Annotated in this window: 16 protein-coding genes; 10 read left to right on the top strand and 6 right to left on the bottom strand. The window is 56.0% G+C overall.

Features of this window, described 5'->3' with window-relative positions:
- Window positions 1-158: 158 nt before the first annotated feature.
- The 6 genes from gatZ (at window position 159) to RDN66_RS10310 (ending at window position 5,573) form a co-directional block, all read left to right on the top strand.
- Entirely contained in the window at window positions 159-1,430 is a 1,272-nt protein-coding gene (gatZ, locus tag RDN66_RS10335; RefSeq protein ID WP_202217131.1) for a tagatose-bisphosphate aldolase subunit GatZ, read from the top strand.
- 14 nt (window positions 1,431-1,444) lie between these two features.
- Entirely contained in the window at window positions 1,445-1,909 is a 465-nt protein-coding gene (gene gatA / locus RDN66_RS10330; protein ID WP_202217130.1) for a PTS galactitol transporter subunit IIA, read from the top strand.
- A 29-nt stretch (window positions 1,910-1,938) separates the two neighbouring features.
- Window positions 1,939-2,223, top strand: a complete 285-nt coding sequence (gene gatB, locus RDN66_RS10325; protein ID WP_064542057.1) for a PTS galactitol transporter subunit IIB — start codon at window positions 1,939-1,941, stop codon at window positions 2,221-2,223.
- Between the two features lie 4 nt (window positions 2,224-2,227).
- Window positions 2,228-3,601 carry a galactitol-specific PTS transporter subunit IIC gene (locus RDN66_RS10320; protein WP_202217129.1) on the top strand — a complete coding sequence of 458 codons (1,374 nt, stop codon included), beginning with the start codon at window positions 2,228-2,230 and terminating at the stop codon, window positions 3,599-3,601.
- 45 nt (window positions 3,602-3,646) lie between these two features.
- Window positions 3,647-4,690, top strand: coding sequence for a galactitol-1-phosphate 5-dehydrogenase (gatD, locus tag RDN66_RS10315; protein ID WP_202217128.1), 1,044 nt, complete (start codon window positions 3,647-3,649; stop codon window positions 4,688-4,690).
- A gap of 109 nt (window positions 4,691-4,799) precedes the next feature.
- Window positions 4,800-5,573, top strand: a complete 774-nt coding sequence (locus RDN66_RS10310) for a DeoR/GlpR family DNA-binding transcription regulator (RefSeq protein WP_202217127.1) — start codon at window positions 4,800-4,802, stop codon at window positions 5,571-5,573.
- Between the two features lie 57 nt (window positions 5,574-5,630).
- Here RDN66_RS10310 and rsmI read toward each other — a convergent pair whose 3' ends face one another.
- Entirely contained in the window at window positions 5,631-6,494 is an 864-nt protein-coding gene (rsmI, locus tag RDN66_RS10305) for a 16S rRNA (cytidine(1402)-2'-O)-methyltransferase (protein ID WP_202217126.1), read from the bottom strand.
- A gap of 62 nt (window positions 6,495-6,556) precedes the next feature.
- Between rsmI and RDN66_RS10300 the strand changes: the two genes are divergently transcribed.
- The 4 genes from RDN66_RS10300 to dolP are packed head-to-tail and all read left to right on the top strand — an operon-like array spanning window position 6,557 to window position 10,189.
- A complete protein-coding gene (locus RDN66_RS10300; RefSeq protein WP_308537830.1) occupies window positions 6,557-8,650 on the top strand; it encodes a penicillin-binding protein activator in 2,094 nt (697 codons plus the stop codon).
- A complete protein-coding gene (locus RDN66_RS10295) occupies window positions 8,608-8,997 on the top strand; it encodes a YraN family protein (protein WP_202217124.1) in 390 nt (129 codons plus the stop codon). The genes RDN66_RS10300 and RDN66_RS10295 overlap by 43 nt, the downstream gene beginning before the upstream one ends.
- Window positions 8,998-9,013: 16 nt before the next feature.
- On the top strand, window positions 9,014-9,604 hold the full coding sequence (gene diaA, locus RDN66_RS10290; protein ID WP_308537829.1) for a DnaA initiator-associating protein DiaA: 591 nt from the start codon (window positions 9,014-9,016) through the stop codon (window positions 9,602-9,604).
- A gap of 9 nt (window positions 9,605-9,613) precedes the next feature.
- A complete protein-coding gene (dolP, locus tag RDN66_RS10285) occupies window positions 9,614-10,189 on the top strand; it encodes a division/outer membrane stress-associated lipid-binding lipoprotein (protein WP_035891058.1) in 576 nt (191 codons plus the stop codon).
- Between the two features lie 24 nt (window positions 10,190-10,213).
- On the opposite strand, the gene RDN66_RS10280 is transcribed toward dolP, so the two are convergent.
- From RDN66_RS10280 to RDN66_RS10260, 5 genes are read right to left on the bottom strand one after another with little or no spacing between them, the layout of a single operon-like run.
- Window positions 10,214-10,852, bottom strand: coding sequence for an NAD(P)H-binding protein (locus RDN66_RS10280; RefSeq protein WP_202217123.1), 639 nt, complete (start codon window positions 10,850-10,852; stop codon window positions 10,214-10,216).
- Between the two features lie 49 nt (window positions 10,853-10,901).
- Complete coding sequence (locus RDN66_RS10275; protein ID WP_308537828.1) at window positions 10,902-14,045, bottom strand: CusA/CzcA family heavy metal efflux RND transporter; 3,144 nt, start codon at window positions 14,043-14,045, stop codon at window positions 10,902-10,904.
- Window positions 14,046-14,055: 10 nt separating this feature from the next.
- The gene (locus RDN66_RS10270) at window positions 14,056-15,291 is read right to left on the bottom strand and encodes an efflux RND transporter periplasmic adaptor subunit (RefSeq protein WP_202217121.1); all 1,236 of its coding nucleotides are present in this window, start codon (window positions 15,289-15,291) and stop codon (window positions 14,056-14,058) included.
- Window positions 15,291-15,635, bottom strand: a complete 345-nt coding sequence (locus RDN66_RS10265; protein ID WP_035891064.1) for a copper-binding protein — start codon at window positions 15,633-15,635, stop codon at window positions 15,291-15,293. Before RDN66_RS10265 ends, RDN66_RS10270 begins: the two co-directional genes overlap by 1 nt.
- A gap of 24 nt (window positions 15,636-15,659) precedes the next feature.
- Complete coding sequence (locus tag RDN66_RS10260; protein WP_202217120.1) at window positions 15,660-17,045, bottom strand: Cu(I)/Ag(I) efflux RND transporter outer membrane protein; 1,386 nt, start codon at window positions 17,043-17,045, stop codon at window positions 15,660-15,662.
- Window positions 17,046-17,425: the final 380 nt, after the last annotated feature.

Genomic DNA, 17,425 nt, shown 5'->3' with positions numbered 1-17,425 from the left:
CGCCCTGTCGTTAACGTCAGGGCGTTTTTTTCATACCTGAAATCTCCATTTTTCCCAATATCACACGTTTTTCAGAGAACGATCACAAAACAAAACAAAGGTGTTTGCGATGAAAACAAAACATAACGAATATATTCGAAAGAAAACGGAGGAACTAAATGAAAGACATCATTTCCAGACATAAAGCAGGAGAGCACATCGGTATTTGTTCCGTATGCTCGGCGCATCCCCTCGTGATTGAAGCAGCATTACGTTTTGATCTTCACAGTGACCAGAAAGTGCTGATTGAAGCCACCTCTAACCAGGTCAATCAGTTCGGTGGCTACACCGGTATGAAGCCAGCCGATTTCCGTGACTTCGTCTATAACATCGCACAGGAAGTAGGGTTCCCACGTGAGCGGCTGATCCTAGGCGGCGATCACCTCGGCCCAAACTGCTGGCAGGATGAAACGGCCACAGAGGCGATGGAAAAATCCGTCGACCTGATTAAAGCCTACGTCGCCGCGGGCTTTAGCAAAATCCACCTCGATGCATCCATGTCCTGCGCGGACGATCCCACACCGCTCGACCCCGCCATTGTTGCCCAGCGCGCGGCAGTCCTTTGCCAGGCGGCAGAAGAGACGGCAACCGATGACCAAAAACGCCAACTGACCTACGTTATCGGCACCGAGGTTCCGGTACCAGGCGGTGAAGCCAGCACCATCGGTACCGTTCATGTAACACGTGAGGAAGACGCTGCGCGGACGCTGGAAACCCACGAGACAGCCTTCCGGGCGTTAGGTCTTGAAGCGGCGCTTGAGCGCGTTATCGCCATCGTGGTTCAGCCTGGCGTTGAATTCGACCATACCCAAATTATTCACTATCAGCCGAATGCTGCCGAAGCGCTGTCAGCCTGGGTCAGAAAAACGCCTATGGTTTATGAAGCGCACTCCACCGATTACCAGACGCGCCAGGCATACCGTTCATTGGTTCGTGACCACTACGCCATTCTGAAAGTGGGTCCCGCGCTCACCTTCGCCCTGCGTGAAGCTATCTTTGCGCTGGCACAGATGGAAATGCAGCTGGTTTCCCCGGAACAGCGCAGTCACGTGCTGGAAGTGATTGATGAAGTCATGCTCAACGAGCCGGGCTACTGGAAAAAGTACTATCGGCCAACCTGGAGCCAGGCGATGGTCGATATCCATTTCAGCCTGTCCGACCGTATTCGCTATTACTGGCCACATCCGCGTATCCGCCAAAGCGTAGAGAAGTTGATTACCAACCTTGATGGCGTATCTCTGCCGCTGGGGCTGATTAGCCAGTACCTGCCGATGCAGTTTGAGCGTCTGTCCTCCGGCACCCTGACGGCCACGCCCCATAACCTCATCATCGACAAAATACAGGACGTTCTGCGCGCATACCGTTTCGGTTGCGTAGCCGAAGCCGCCTGATAAAAGGAGCCCCTATGAGCCAACTATTTGTCCGTACCGGAATTGAATTCAACACGTGCCAGGAGGCACTGGCACACATTGGTGAGGAAATGCTGGCGAAAGGGGTGGTGCATGACAGCTATCCGCAGGCGCTGCTTGAGCGAGAAGCCGTTTTCCCAACAGGAATCGCACTGGAGCGTCATGCGGTAGCTATTCCTCATTGCGAGGCGATACACGCCAGATCGCCCGCTATTTATCTGATTCGCCCGGACAAGCCGGTGAAATTTCAGCAAGCAGATGATGACGCGGAAATTGGCGTCTCGTTGATCATCGCCCTGATAGTAGAAAACCCGACGGCGCAACTGAAGTTACTGCGACGTCTATTTAGTGAGCTGCAAAACCCTAATGTCCTCGACGCCCTGCTGAGCACCTCTGATGACGAGCTCGCAGCGTGTTTTCGGGAAGCTATCCTCGAGCCTGAACTATGTAACCAAGCTTGATAATAAACTGATAATAAAAGGAATACCCTATGAAACGTAAAGTCATTGTCGCCTGTGGCGGCGCAGTAGCTACCTCAACGATGGCCGCTGAGGAAATTAAAGAATTATGCGAAACCAACAACATTACCCTCGATCTCGTTCAGTGTCGGGTAACCGAAATTGAAACCTATATGGATGGCGCGGATCTTATCTGCACCACCGCCCGCGTGGACCGTACCTTTGGTGATATACCCGTTGTTCACGGCATGCCATTTGTTTCGGGAGTGGGAATCGAAGCGCTGCAACAAAAAATCCTGACCATCCTCGTGGGGTAACGTCATGTTTAGCGAAATAATGCGTTATATCCTCGATTTAGGCCCAACGGTCATGCTGCCGCTGGTGATCATCATCTTCTCTAAATTACTGGGGATGAAACTCGGGGACTGCTTTAAATCCGGCCTGCATATCGGTATTGGCTTTGTCGGTATTGGCTTGGTCATAGGCTTGATGCTCGACTCCATCGGCCCTGCCGCGAAAGCGATGGCAGAACAGTTCCAGATAAACCTGCACGTGATCGACGTAGGCTGGCCGGGGTCTTCACCGATGACCTGGGCATCACAGATTGCACTCGTCGCCATCCCGGTCGCCATCGGCGTCAATATTCTGATGCTGGTCACCCGCATGACTCGCGTGGTGAACGTTGATATCTGGAATATCTGGCATATGACGTTTACCGGCGCCATGCTGCATCTGGCAACGGGCTCATACTGGCTAGGAATTCTAGGCGTGGCAGTTCACGCAGCCTTCGTCTACAAACTGGGCGACTGGTTTGCCAAAGATACCCGGGATTTCTTTGGCCTTGATGGCATCGCTATTCCACACGGTTCTTCGGCCTGGTTTGGCCCCATTGCCGTACTCGTGGACACCATCATAGATAAAGTTCCAGGGCTTAATCGTATTCATTTCAGCGCCGATGACGTTCAAAAACGCTTTGGTCCATTCGGCGAACCCGTCACCGTTGGTTTTATCATGGGTCTGGTTATCGGTATGCTCGCTGGTTATGACGTAAAAGCCGTGTTACAGCTAGCCGTTAAAACCGCCGCCGTCATGCTGCTAATGCCGCGCGTTATCAAACCCATCATGGACGGCTTAACGCCGATTGCGAAACACGCACGTAAACGCCTACAGGCAAAATTTGGCGGCCAGGAGTTTTTAATCGGCCTCGACCCGGCGCTGCTGTTAGGCCATACATCCGTGGTCTCCGCCAGCCTGATTTTTATCCCGCTGACCATTCTGATTGCCGTGCTGGTGCCGGGTAATCAGGTATTACCGTTCGGCGACCTCGCTACCATTGGCTTCTTTGTCGCAATGGCCGTAGCCGTGCATCAGGGCAATCTGTTCCGCACGCTGATATCGGGCGTCATCATCATGGGTATCACTCTGTGGATTGCCACCCAAACTATTGGTCTACATACCCAGCTTGCAGCTAACGCCGGAGCGCTTAAAGCCGGAGGCCAGGTCGCCTCACTGGATCAGGGCGGCTCGCCTATTACCTGGCTGCTGATCCAACTGTTTACCTGGCAAAACCTGGTGGGCTTCCTGGTTATTGGCGCCATCTACCTGCTTGGTGTCGTACTCACCTGGCGCCGGGCTCGCGGATTTGTCGCCACGGAGAAAGCCGCTGCCGCGCAGCAAAGTCAGACAGTATCTTAACTTCCGGGGAGCTGTTGCTCCCCATTTCACTTTATGGAGATTGTTATGAAATCAGTGGTGATTCACGCTGAGGGAGACGTGCGCGTTGAAGAACGCTCGATGCCAACCCTGAAGAACGACGATGATGTTTTGGTCAAAGTCATTTGCTCCGGGCTTTGCGGTTCCGATATTCCACGCATTTTCGCTAAGGGCGCACATTATTATCCAATAACGCTGGGACATGAGTTCAGCGGTTATGTGGAGTCTTATGGTTCTGCCGTCACCGATATGCAGCCAGGAGATGCCGTTGCTTGCGTACCGCTGTTGCCCTGCTTCGACTGTCCGCAGTGCGCACGCGGCTACTTCTCGCTGTGCAAACAGTATCAGTTTGTCGGTTCACGCAGCGAAGGTGGCAACGCGGAATACATCGTCGTCAAACGCGCAAACCTCTTCCGTTTGCCGAGCGAAATGCCGATTGATGACGGCGCCTTTATTGAGCCGATTACCGTTGGCCTGCATGCCTTCCACCTGGCACAGGGATGTGAGGGGAAAAACGTCATTATCATCGGTGCCGGAACCATTGGTCTGCTGGCGCTACAGTGCGCCCGCGAGCTGGGTGCCAAAAGCGTTACCGCCATCGATATCAACCCGCAAAAACTGGAGCTGGCAAAAACATTGGGGGCAACCCACGTATTCAATAGCCGGGAGATGAATGGAAAGGCGATTCAGGCCGCGCTGGAGGAGATGCAGTTTGACCAGTTAGTCCTGGAAACGGCGGGTACACCGCAAACCGTCGCTCTCGCGATTGAGGCGGCTGGCCCTCGTGCGCAGCTGGCTTTAGTCGGTACGCTGCATCACGACCTGACGCTACCTACCGCCACCTTTGGGCAGATCCTGCGTAAAGAACTCTCGCTTATCGGCAGTTGGATGAACTACTCCGCGCCGTGGCCTGGCGAGGAATGGGAAACCGCAGCCAGGCTGCTAACAGAGAAGCGTATTCAGCTCACTCCGCTTATCGCGCATCAAGGTGATGCGGAAAGTTTTTCTCGTGAAGTTCAAGCGCTCAACGGCGCGCCTATGCAGGGAAAAATTCTGCTGAAACTGGCATAACGCTTGAGCCAGCAATCAGAGCTGGCTCACATTACCTTTCGAAAATTACCGTATAACTTTCACTAACCTTCGTTTAAACTAACTTCAGTTAATTATCAGGCAAATCAATATGAATTCATTTGAACGAAGGAACAAAATCGTCGATATGGTGAATACGCAGGGTAGCGTCCTGGTATTGGACCTTTCGAATCTCTTTGGTATTTCTGAAGTCACCATCCGCGCAGACCTGCGTCTGCTAGAAGAAAAAGGCTTACTCACCCGTTTTCACGGCGGTGCAGCCCGGCCTGGCAGTAATCTAACCGAAAGCGATAATCAGGAAGTGATACTTGAAGATCGCTACCAGCTCGCCAGCGACCCCAAGAAGCGGATTGCCAAAGCCGCCGCCGCACTCATTAAAGAGGGAATGACGGTTATTCTCGATAGCGGCAGCACCACGCTACTGATAGCAGAAGAGCTGGTGAATATGAACAATATCACCGTCATCACCAACAGTCTGCCAGCAGCCTTTGCGCTATCGGATAACAAAGATATTACGCTGGTGGTTTGTGGCGGCACGGTGCGCCACAAAACGCATTCCATGCACGGCACCATTGCCGAACGTTCACTGCAAGGGATTTGCGCAGACCTGATGTTTGTCGGGGCGGACGGCATTGATGCGACCAACGGCATCACAACCTTTAACGAAGGCTACTCAATCAGTAGCGTCATGGCTGCCGCTGCACATAAAGTGATTGCCGTTCTGGATGCCAGCAAATTTAACCGCCGCGGGTTTAATCAGGTGCTACCGATGGCGAAAATCCACTGCGTCATGACCGACAGCGAGATTGCGGAGTCGGATATTGCTGCGCTGACAGAGACGGGCGTCGAGCTAGAAATTGTTTAAAGGGTAGGCCGGATGACACTTCGCTTATCCGGCCTCTTTACAAAATAGGCGCTAACCTTACGCCCCCTGCTGCTCCAGCGCATACTTATACAGCGCATTCTTCTTCACGCCGTGGATTTCCGCCGCCAGCGCCGCCGCTTTCTTCAGCGGCAGCTCAGCCTGCAGCAGCGCCAGCGTGCGCAGCGCATCGGCAGGCAGTTCGTCTTCCTGCGCTTTGTGCCCTTCAACAATCAGCACCATCTCACCTTTACGGCGGTTTTCATCTTCCTTGACCCACGCCAGCAGTTCACCCACCGGCGCACCGTGAATGGTTTCCCAGGTTTTGGTCAGCTCACGCGCCAGCACCACGTAGCGAGATTCCCCCCAGACGGCGACCATATCTTCCAGGCTGTCGAGCAGACGGTGGGTGGATTCGTAATAAATCAGCGTGCGCGGTTCCGCTTCGATAGCCTTCAGCGTATCGCGACGGCCTTTTGACTTGGCTGGCAGGAAGCCTTCGTAGCAGAAACGATCAGATGGCAGACCGGCGGCGCTCAGGGCGGCAATCGCCGCGCACGGGCCCGGCAGCGGCACAACGCGGATACCCGCTTCACGGCAGGTGCGCACCAGATGGTAGCCTGGGTCATTGATGAGCGGCGTACCGGCATCGGAAACCAATGCGATGTTCTGCCCTTCCTTCAGTTTTGCCACCAGCGTTTCGGCTTTTTGTTGCTCATTGTGATCGTGTAAGGCAAACAAACGGGCGTTAATGGCGAAGTGTTGCAGCAATAAACCCGTATGGCGAGTGTCTTCAGCCGCAATTAAATCAACAGCTTGCAATACTTCGAGCGCTCGTTGGGTAATATCAGCCAAATTTCCGATAGGAGTAGGTACAATAAAGAGTTGGCCTTGAGAATTATCCGCCGATTCGTGTTGTTTCATTGTTTCGTCCGTATTGCCGATTTAATATTGAGCATTGCGTAAAAAATATTACTGGATACAGAATGGTACCCTCAACATTTTCTCGTATGAAAGCCGCGCGCTGTCTGCCGGTCCTCCTGGCAGCGCTGCTGTTTGCAGGCTGTAGCACCCAGGCCCCCGATCAGAGTGCAGCCCAACTTCAGGGCGCGACGCAGGCTGACTCCGGCTTTTATCTGCAGCAGATGCAGCAAAGCTCGAATGATAGCAAGACCAACTGGCAATTACTCGCCATTCGTTCATTACTGAAGGAAGGTAAGAGCCAGCAGGCGCTGGAGCTGTTCAATCAGCTTCCTCAGCAGTTGAACGCGGCTCAGCATCAGGAACAGGCGCTGCTGGCGGTGGAACTGAAGCTGGCGCAGAAAGACTACGCCGGGGCTCAGGCGCTGCTGCAAAAGCTGAAGGCCGATGATTTCGACAATGCGCTGCAGGCGCGCTTCTGGCAGGACACCATCAGCGCCGAGCAGGGTAAACCATCCCTGACGCTGCTGCGCGCCCTGATTGCCCAGGCGCCGCTGTTGACCACTCAGCCAGAAAGACAGCAAAACATCGATGCCACCTGGCAGGCGCTTTCCTCCATGACCAAGGAGCAGGCCAACGCGCTGGTGATCAACGCCGATGAAAACGTACTGCAAGGCTGGCTTGATTTGCAGCGCGTCTGGTTTGATAACCGTAACGATCCCGATATGCTGAAAGCTGGTATTAAAGACTGGCAGACCCGCTATCCGCAGAACCCAGGCGCGAAAATGCTGCCGTCGCAGTTGGCGAACGTGCAGAACTTTAAGCCAGCGTCGGTCAACAAAATCGCTCTGCTGCTGCCGTTAAACGGCCAGGCATCAGTCTTTGGCCGTACCATTCAACAGGGCTTTGAAGCGGCGAAAAACGGCACCATGCCGGTGAGCGGCAGCGCGGTACCTGAACAGGTCGCGCAGGCTGCGACCACTGCCGTAGTGAGCCCGTCTCAGGCAGAAGTGACCGATCTGACCACGCCACAAAATCAGGCACCCGTTCAGGCTCCAGAAGCTGCGCCGGTTCAGGCCGCACAGACCAGTAGTGCAACCGTACCAGCAACTCAGGCACCAGCGGCCGATGCAGCTCCAGCTCAAACACCAGCGGTGCAGCCCGTTGCTAACGTGGCAGCAAACCCATCGGCAGAGCTGAAAATCTACGACACCTCTTCCCAGCCGCTGAACCAGATCCTGGCGCAGGCGCAGCAGGATGGCGTCAGCCTGGTGGTTGGCCCGCTGCTGAAAAACAACGTTGAAGAGCTGATGAAAAGCAACACCACGCTTAACGTGCTGGCGCTGAACCAGCCGGAAGCGGTGAGCAACCGCGCGAACATCTGCTACTTCGCGCTGTCGCCGGAAGATGAAGCCCGCGATGCGGCGCGTCATATTCACGATCAGGGTAAACAGTCTCCGCTGCTGCTGGTACCGCGCAACGCCCTCGGCGAACGCGTGACTCAGGCCTTCGCCGATGAGTGGCACAAAATCGGCGGCGGTACGGTCTTACAGCAGAAATTTGGTTCACTGTCCGAGCTGAAAGGCGGCGTGAACGGTGGTTCCGGTATCTCACTGTCCGGTACACCGGTTATCTCCGCGCAGTCTCAGCCGCAGGGCGTCACCATCGGTAACCTGACCATTCCAGCCGCACCGACCGACGCGCAAATCACCGGCAGCAGCAAAGTAGACGCGGCCTATATTCTGGCAACCCCGGAAGAGATCGCCTTCATCAAACCGATGATTGTGATGCGCAACGGCAGCCAGAGCGGCTCCATGCTGTACGCTAGCTCCCGCAGCGCACAAGGCACCGCTGGCCCAGATTTCCGTCTGGAAATGGAAGGCCTGCAGTACAGCGAAATCCCAATGCTTGCTGGCAGCAACCCGGCGCTGATGCAGCAGGCGCTGCGTGCGGTAAACAATGACTATTCACTGGCTCGTCTCTATGCCATGGGCGCGGATGCCTGGGCGCTGGCGAATCACTTTGCGCAGATGCGCGGCGTGCCTGGCTTCGAGCTGAACGGTAACACCGGCGATCTGAGCGCTACACCAGACTGCGTGATTAACAGGAAGTTATCATGGCTCAAATACCAGCAAGGGCAGATAGTCCCCGCCAGTTAACGACAAAACAGGTTGGCGACGCCGCGGAACAGCGCGCGCGTCGCTGGCTTGAAGGCCAGGGACTCGGCTTTATCGCCGCCAACGTGCGTGAGCGTAGCGGCGAGATTGATTTGATTATGCGAGAAGGAACGGTCACGGTTTTCGTGGAAGTTCGTTACCGCGCCTCGGGCGCATTCGGCGGTGCCGCCGCCAGTGTAAACCGGAGCAAACAAAACAAACTGTTACAGACTGCCCGCTTGTGGCTTGCCCGCCATAATGGGAGTTTTGATACTGTGGATTGCCGTTTCGATGTGATAGCCTTCACGGGCAATGAAATCGAATGGTTTTCAAACGCTTTTAGCTCATAGAATGTAAAGGGATATCGTGCTCGAAAGAATCAAAGTGTGCTTCACCGAAAGCATTCAAACCCAAATCGCCGCGGCAGAAGCGCTCCCGGACGCCATCTCCCGAGCTGCGATGACCCTGGTACAGTCGCTGTTGAATGGCAACAAAATTCTCTGTTGTGGTAACGGTTCATCCGCCGCCAACGCACAGCATTTTGCTGCCTGCATGATTAATCGTTATGAAACAGAGCGTCCCGGTTTACCTGCGATTGCACTTAATTCCGATAATGTGGTCTTAACGGCAATAGCGAACGATCGCCTGCATGATGAAATCTATGCCAAGCAGGTGCGCGCGCTGGGCCACGCCGGTGATGTTCTGCTGGCTATTTCAACCCGTGGTAGCAGCCGCGATATCGTGAAAGCGGTGGAAGCGGCTGTCACGCGTGACATGACCATCGTCGCCCTGACCGGATATGACGGCGGCGAACTGGCGGGCCTGCTTGGGCAACAGGATGTGGAGATCCGCATTCCGTCGCACCGCAGTGCGCGTATCCAGGAGATGCACATGCTCACGGTAAACTGTCTGTGTGATTTGATTGATAACACCCTTTTCCCACACCAGGACGACTAAGGAGAACAAATGAAGGTGATTTCGACCCTCGCGGTCCTTATTTCCGCACTGCTGCTCCAGGGATGCATTGCAGCCGCCGTTGTCGGCACGGCTGCAGTCGGTACCAAAGCCGCAACTGACCCACGTACGGTAGGCACTCAAGTGGATGACGGTACGCTGGAAGTTCGTGTGAACAATGCCCTGTCTAAAGATGCACAAATTAAGAAAGAAGCGCGTATTAACGTGACCGCCTACCAAGGCAAAGTCCTGTTGACCGGTCAGGCGCCGGATCTAAGCCTGGCTACCCGCGCGAAACAGATAGCCGTGGGCGTTGATGGCGCAACAGAAGTGTTCAACGAAGTGCGCCAGGGGCAGCCGATTAGCCTCGGGACATCGTCTTCCGATACCTGGATTACCACCAAAGTCCGCTCCCAGCTGCTGGCGAGCGACCAGGTCAAATCCTCCAACGTGAAGGTCACCACCGAGAACGGTGAAGTGTTCCTGATGGGTCTGGTCACCGACCGTGAAGGTAAAGCGGCGGCGGATATCGCCAGTCGCGTTAGCGGCGTTAAACGCGTAACGACTGCGTTCACCTATATCCAGTAAGTCCTTACTATCCGCCCGGCAGGCTCACTGCCGGGCTATTTCCCTGAGCTTACGCGACGACAACACCTTAACCGGCGCCGTGTCGGGGTGTCTGGCTTCTCTCAACATGGCTTTCGCCACATCATGTGATTCAATCGCCTTCCAGTTTCCCGGCAGCAGGCTAAACAACGGTGCCAGCAGGCGTTCGTTCAGGCGCGGCGTACCGCGTTGACCGAGCAGCATTGAAGGCCGCGCGATAACCAGACGCGGCCAGCCTTGGTCTATCAGCGCCGCTTCCATTTCTCCTTTCACACGATTGTAGAAAAAAGGTGAGCGGGCATTGGCCCCCATTGCGCTGACCACCAGCAACTGCTGAGCGCCTAAGCGCAGGCCGGTTCGGGCGGTTTCCAGCACCAGATCGTAGTCGACGTGGCTGAAAGCAGCTTTAGAGCCTGCGTCGCGTATCGTGGTGCCGAGGCAGCAGAAAACGGTATCGACAGGCGACGTGACCTTCGCCAGCGCAGCGCTGAGATCGGGGTCGTGCGGGTTGGCGATACCGAAGGCATGCTCCAGCGGATGGCGGGTAGGCGCAACGATCGATTCAACCTGCGACTCTCGGCGAAGTAAGTTAAGTAAGTGCCCACCAACAAGGCCGGTGGCACCGGTAATGAGGACGTGGTGCATGGAGAAGCTCCGTGTATTTTCCGGCGTCGCAAAGCTCGGCCGGGCTACCTTATCGGCTGCATCGGTGACGATACAACCATATCAATTTATAGGCCGCCGGAATGATAAACAGCGACAGCAGCGGCGCGGTGATCATGCCACCAATCATCGGCGCGGCAATGCGGCTCATCACTTCGGAACCGGCCCCGGTTCCCCATAGTATGGGCAATAGCCCGGCAATAATCACGGCCACCGTCATCGCTTTTGGCCGCACGCGCAGCACCGCCCCGTGATACAGCGCTTCATCCAGCGCCTGCGGGCTAAAGGTATCGGCGTTTTGCAGTCGCGGCTCGGCTTCAATGGCGTGACGCAGATACATCAGCATCACCACGCCAAACTCGGCCGCCACCCCCGCCAGGGCGATAAACCCGGTTCCCGTCGCCACCGACATATGGAACCCCTGCCAGTAGAGGAACCAGATGCCGCCCACCAGCGCAAACGGCAGGCTCATCAGGATCAGCAGTGCTTCATCCGCCCGACGGAAAGCCAGATAGAGCAGGATGAAGATAATCATCACCGTCATCGGCACCATCAACTTGAGCTTCTTATTGGCATGCTCCAGCAGCTCAAACTGCCCGGAAAACGCCACGCTGGTGCCCGGCTTCAGCGTCACGCTGCGGCTAATCGCCGTTTGCAGGTCATGCACGACGGAGACCATATCGCGGTCGCGGGCGTCGATGTAAATCCAGCTCGCCGGGCGCGCATTCTCGGTTTTCAGCATCGTCGGGCCGGAAACCACCTTCACCTCCGCCACGTCGCCCAGGGTGATTTGCTGCTTCGCGGGCGTGAGAATCGGTAACTGGCGCAGCGCCATCGGGCCATCGCGGAAGCCCTGCGGATAGCGAATATTAATAGGGTAGCGCGCCACGCCCTCTACCGTTTCGCCCACCGTCGCCCCACCGATAGCCGACGAGACAAACAGCTGCACATCGCCCACCGTCATGCCATAACGCGCGGCTTTCTCCCGGTTGATATCAACGTCAATATAGCGCCCACCTTCCAACCGTTCTGCCAGCGCGGAGACCACGCCCGGCACGGTTTTGGCCACCGTTTCAATATGCTGGGCGGCTTCATCGATATCTGCCAGCGACGTGCCGGAGACCTTAATACCAATCGGGCTCTTAATCCCGGTGGAGAGCATATCAATACGGTTACGAATCGGCGGCACCCACAGGTTCGCCAGCCCCGGCAGCCGTACGGTGGCATCCAGCTCGTCGATAATTTTGTCGAGCGTCATTCCCGGCCGCCACTGATCCTGCGGCTTGAGCTGAATAGTGGTTTCAATCATCTCCAGCGGCGCGGAGTCGGTGGCGGTTTCCGCTTTCCCCGATTTCCCGAACACCGCTGCCACTTCCGGCACCGTCTTAATCAGCTTATCGGTTTGCTGGAGCAGCACCGCCGCCTGCCCCGGCGAAATCCCCGGCAGCGTCGAAGGCATGTAAAGCAGGTCGCCTTCGTTAATTTTTGGCAGAAACTCACCGCCCACTTTGCTGAGCGGCCACACGACGGTGAAAATAGACAGCAGCGCCACCAGCAAGGTGAGCTTCGGCCATTTCAGTACCTTCAGCAGCAGCGGGTGGTAAATCGCAATCAGGAAGCGGTTCAACGGATTGCGCGATTCCGCCGGGATCTTACCTTTGATCCAAAAGCCCATCAGGATAGGGATCACCACGACAGCCAGCGCCGCCGCCCCGGCCATAGCGTAGGTTTTGGTAAACGCCAGCGGGCCAAACAGCCGCCCCTCCTGCCCTTCAAGGGTGAAGATTGGGATAAACGACAGCGTGATAATCAGCAGGCTGATAAACAGCGCAGGTCCCACTTCTACCGCCGCATCGGTTATCTCTTTCCAGCGGGTGGCGTTATCCATCTGTTCATCCGGATGCGCATCCTGCCAGTGCTCGAGCCGCTTGTGGGCGTTTTCGATCATCACGATCGCTGCGTCCACCATCGCACCGACGGCAATCGCTATCCCGCCCAGCGACATGATGTTGGCGTTCAGCCCCTGGAAATGCATGACGATAAAAGCAATGCACAGCCCCAGCGGCAGCGAGACAATCGCCACCAGCGCCGAGCGCACGTGCCAGAGGAACAGCGCGCAGACCACCGCTACCACGATAAACTCTTCAATCAACTTGGAGCGCAGGTTGTCGATGGCCCGGTCAATCAGCTGGCTGCGGTCATAAGTGGTTACCACCTCAACCCCTGCCGGCAGGCTTTTTTGCAGCGAGGCGAGCTTCTCTTTCACCGCCGAAATCACTTCTCGGGCGTTCTTACCCGAGCGCAACAACACCACGCCGCCCGCTACTTCACCCTCACCGTTCAGTTCAGCAATACCACGGCGCATTTCCGGGCCAATCTGCACCCGCGCCACGTCCTTGAGGTAGACCGGTACGCCGTTCGCTTCGGCTTTCAGAACGATATGGTTAAAGTCCTCCAGGCTTTTGAGATAACCGGTGGCCCGCACCATATATTCCGCTTCCGCCATCTCCACCGATGAACCGCCCGCCTCCTGATTAGAGGTGGTCAGCGCCTGCTTCACGTCGCTAAGACTGATGCCGTACTGGGTGAGCTTCATCGGGTCGACCTGCACCTGATACTGCTTCACCACGCCGCCGACGGAAGCCACTTCTGCCACGTTAGGGATAGTTTTCAGCTCATATTTCAGGAACCAGTCCTGCAGCGAACGCAGTTCGGCAAGGTCATGCCTGCCGCTTTTGTCTACCAGCGCGTATTCAAAGATCCAGCCCACGCCGGTGGCGTCCGGGCCAATCTCCGAACTGACGCCCTGCGGCAGTTTGCCCTGCACCTGATTGAGGTACTCCAGCACGCGCGAGCGCGCCCAGTAGAGGTCGGTGCCATCCTCAAAAATCACGTACACGTAGGAGTCGCCAAACTGCGAGAAGCCTCGCACCGTTTTCGCGCCCGGCACCGACAGCATGGTGGTAGTGAGCGGATAGGTCACCTGATTCTCGACAATTTGCGGCGCCTGCCCCGGATAGCTGGTTTTAACAATCACCTGCACATCAGAGAGATCCGGCAACGCATCCACCGGCGTATTCACAATGGTCCAGCCGCCCCAGAGGCTCAAAAACAGCACGCCCATCATCACCAGGAAACGGTTGGCGACCGAGCGCCGGATAATCCATTCAATCATCACCGTCTCCTTAATGCCCGGCGTGGGCGTCAGCGGTATGCCGCATTCTGTCCAGCGCGCCGCTGATATTGGCTTCGGAATCAATCAGGAACAGGCCGTTCAGCACCACCGATTCCCCTTCCGACAGCCCCGCACCAATTCCGGCCTGATGCTGGGATTCATGCAGCACCTGGATTTTTTTCGGCACGAACTCACCGTTGCTCGCAACGGTAATCACCCGTTGCTCGTCGCCGGTATCAATCACCGCCTGAGACGGAATCAACAGCATCTCGTCGCTTTGCGCGTTCAGCTTCAGGTAGGCGTTCATCCCCGGCTTCAACAGCTCATCCGGGTTATTGACCTGCAGGCGCATCTGCAGCGTGCGCGTGGTCTGGTCGACGCTCGGCAAAATAGACCATTTCTGGATCGGGAAGGTTTTATCCGGGTAAGCCGGGATAGCCACCGTAAACTGCGTGGTGTCTTTGAGTAGCCAGGCGATAGACTCCGGTACGGCGGCGGTGATCCACACCGGATCCATACCCTGAATCTGCGCCACCACGCTGTCTTTGGCGATATTCATGCCGCTTTTCAGGCTAAAAGCCGTCAGCACACCATCGATAGGCGCGGTGAGGATAAAACGCGTCTGTACGCGTCGCGTGCTGCGCATCCGCTGGATATCCGCTTCCGGCATGCCCGCCAGACGCAGACGTTCCAGCACGCCATCCAGCTGGCTTGCCGTGCCGCCTGAGCTCGCCAGCAGCAGGTATTCACTCTGCGCTTCCACCCACGAAGGAATGGTCACCTCAACCAGCGGCGTGCCTTTACGCACTTTGTCGCCCACCGTCAGCGGAGAGACCTTTTCGATAAATCCTTCGGCGCGCGCCTGAACAATCACAAACTGGTACTCGTTGTAGCTGACGTTCGCGGGAAGGGTCTGGCCATAGTTGAGGCGGCCCTTGCTGACTTTCTCCGTGCGCAGCCCCAGATTGTGCACCTGAGTAGGGTCGATACGGACGCCGCTCGATTGCGTATCCCCGCCCTCGTCGGCGTATTTCGCCACCAGGTCCATATCCATAAACGGCGATTTACCCGGCTTATCGAAACGCACGTCGGGCTTCATCGGATCGTACCAGTAGAGCACCTTACGCTCGGCAGCTTGAGATTCAGCCTGGGCGCTTGGCGCAATAATGCGGCTTATTGTGGCCGTCGCCAGCCCGCCGATAATCAGGCTACAGGCAATGACGGCGGTATATTTTAAGGTAGCCATCAGATTGACTTAATATCCTGAAGCAGCGAGAGGTTCCCCTGCTGAATGAAGGAGAAGTTCACGTGGCTGCCTGCTTTTAGCTGATTAATCGCTTCGGTGGGCTCGGTGTAGGTAAAGCGCATGGTCATTGCCGGCCAGCCAATGGCGGGAATGGCTTCGTGGGCGATAGTGATTTTTTTCGCCGTTTTATCCACCGACTGCACCACGCCGGTTCCCTGAATAACCGCCTGCTCGGCGTTCATCTCCATCATCTGTCCATGTCCGTCATGCTGCATTTCGGCGGCCTGAACGCTCAGCGTCATCGCCATCAACATTCCGCCAACCAGCATCGTTACATTACGCATATCGAGAATCTCCTGAATAAAGGGTTACGCTTTCCAGCCGCCACCTAGTGCGGTGAATAAATTAATTTCGTTAACCTGTTGGGAATAAATTAAATCGAGGATCGCCTGCTGCGTGGTGAAGATAGAGCGCTCGGCATCGAGCACTTCGATATAGCTCACCGCACCGCTGGCATATAATCCACGGGCGCGTTGCAGGGTAATTTGCAGCGAGGCTAAATAGCGCTGCTGCGCCACCAGCTGGCCTTCGATGCTTTCACGCAGCGACAGCGCATCCGCCACCGCTTTAAAAGCCGCCTGAATTTTCTGCTCGTAGTTCACCACCGCCTGACGCTGCTTCACGTTGGCGAGCGCCAGGTTGGCTTCGTTACGCCCGGCGTTGAAGATGGGTAGATCCACCTTCGGCACGAAGTTCCACATGCCGCTGGCCGCGTTGAACAGGCTGGAGAGCGATGAACTGCTGCTGGATATGCCGCTGGTTAACGTTATCGAGGGGAAGAAGGCCGCGCGGGCCACGCCGATATTGGCATCCGCCGCGCGTAGCTGGTGCTCGGCTTCCATGATATCGGGGCGCTGTAGCAGAATGGTCGACGGCAGGTTTGCCGGCAGCGGCACGGGTTTAACCGCTGCGCTATTGCGCTCACCGTCGTCGAGCGATGTGCTGTAGGTCCCCAGCAGCTGCTGCAACGTATGATTGGCCTGCGCCAGTTCACCTTCCCGCTGGGCGATATCCGCACGAGTGCTCTCAATGACCCCGCGCGCCTGCTCCAGCGCCAGTACGTTGGTGCTGCCGGTGACCAGCTGCTGTTCTACAAACGCGTAGGACTGCTGGTAGTTGCGCAGCGTCTCTTTGGCGATGGCTAACTGCGCGGCCAGCCGCCGCTGGTTGAAGTATCCCTGCGAGACGTTGGTCACCACCACAATTTGCGCCGCGCGCTGGGCGGCCTGGCTGGCGAAGAAGTTCTGTCTGTCCGCCTCGCTCATATTTTTCAGCTTGCCGAAAAAGTCGAGTTCAAAGCTCAGATTCAACCCAGCATTATAGCTTTTGGTGGTGGCGTTTTTTCCCTGTAGATCGCCTTCGTAGCTTCCGCCCGTCGAGCCATCAAGCTGCGGGTAGCGCCCGGCATCGGTCACGTTGTACTGCGCACGCGCGGCTTCAACGTTCAGCACCGCCATGCGTAAATCACGGTTATTGTGCAGGGCGACGTCAATCAGACGCTTCGCCTGAGAGTCAACAAAGAAGGTTTGCCAGCCGGTCTCCTGCCACTGGCCGCCGGTTGGCACCAGCGTGCCCTTCGCGAGTGAAAACTGCTGCGGCACCACGTTTTCTGGCGGCTGATAGTCCGGTGCCAGCGAAGTGCATCCGGCCAGAATAAACGCCATCACCAGCGTCAGTTGCTTTACTTTAAACATGTCACGTCCTGTTCAGCCGAATCAAAAGAGGCTGGCTATGCGACTACTTTACGGAGGTGACTCTGTTTGCAACGTGACGGGTTAATGACAAAGCTGTCATTTAAGCGCAGCGACGCGTGATCGGTATGGCAAAAAATGAGCCGTCATAGCGTAGGAAAATAATAACGGGCGAATAAAATGCTCATTTTTACTGCAATATTCATTGGCGATCACGTTTTAGCGGAAAAAGGCTAGCTCGCTCACAGGTTTATTCTTTTTCCAGCCACCGGATATATTTAGCGGGAAACACCAACGTTAATATTTTCATGAAGTTATATTATCAAGAATAAACAGAGAGTTATTTTCCTTGTGAACCCAACCACATAATCATCTGATATTTC

The organism is uncultured Kluyvera sp., from assembly GCF_902485085.1.
Classification (GTDB): Bacteria; Pseudomonadota; Gammaproteobacteria; order Enterobacterales; family Enterobacteriaceae; genus Kluyvera; species Kluyvera ascorbata.
This window is presented reverse-complemented; position numbering and strand designations above follow the sequence as displayed.

Bases quoted from the DNA above. Each gene is read 5' to 3' on its own strand.
- gatZ (WP_202217131.1), top strand. From the start codon at position 159: ATGAAAGACATCATTTCCAGACATAAAGCAGGAGAGCACATCGGTATT.
- gatA (WP_202217130.1), top strand. From the start codon at position 1,445: ATGAGCCAACTATTTGTCCGTACCGGAATTGAATTCAACACGTGCCAG.
- gatB (WP_064542057.1), top strand. From the start codon at position 1,939: ATGAAACGTAAAGTCATTGTCGCCTGTGGCGGCGCAGTAGCTACCTCA.
- RDN66_RS10320 (WP_202217129.1), top strand. From the start codon at position 2,228: ATGTTTAGCGAAATAATGCGTTATATCCTCGATTTAGGCCCAACGGTC.
- gatD (WP_202217128.1), top strand. From the start codon at position 3,647: ATGAAATCAGTGGTGATTCACGCTGAGGGAGACGTGCGCGTTGAAGAA.
- RDN66_RS10310 (WP_202217127.1), top strand. From the start codon at position 4,800: ATGAATTCATTTGAACGAAGGAACAAAATCGTCGATATGGTGAATACG.
- rsmI (WP_202217126.1), bottom strand. From the start codon at position 6,494: ATGAAACAACACGAATCGGCGGATAATTCTCAAGGCCAACTCTTTATT.
- RDN66_RS10300 (WP_308537830.1), top strand. From the start codon at position 6,557: ATGGTACCCTCAACATTTTCTCGTATGAAAGCCGCGCGCTGTCTGCCG.
- RDN66_RS10295 (WP_202217124.1), top strand. From the start codon at position 8,608: ATGGCTCAAATACCAGCAAGGGCAGATAGTCCCCGCCAGTTAACGACA.
- dolP (WP_035891058.1), top strand. From the start codon at position 9,614: ATGAAGGTGATTTCGACCCTCGCGGTCCTTATTTCCGCACTGCTGCTC.
- RDN66_RS10280 (WP_202217123.1), bottom strand. From the start codon at position 10,852: ATGCACCACGTCCTCATTACCGGTGCCACCGGCCTTGTTGGTGGGCAC.
- RDN66_RS10275 (WP_308537828.1), bottom strand. From the start codon at position 14,045: ATGATTGAATGGATTATCCGGCGCTCGGTCGCCAACCGTTTCCTGGTG.
- RDN66_RS10270 (WP_202217121.1), bottom strand. From the start codon at position 15,291: ATGGCTACCTTAAAATATACCGCCGTCATTGCCTGTAGCCTGATTATC.
- RDN66_RS10265 (WP_035891064.1), bottom strand. From the start codon at position 15,635: ATGCGTAATGTAACGATGCTGGTTGGCGGAATGTTGATGGCGATGACG.
- RDN66_RS10260 (WP_202217120.1), bottom strand. From the start codon at position 17,045: ATGTTTAAAGTAAAGCAACTGACGCTGGTGATGGCGTTTATTCTGGCC.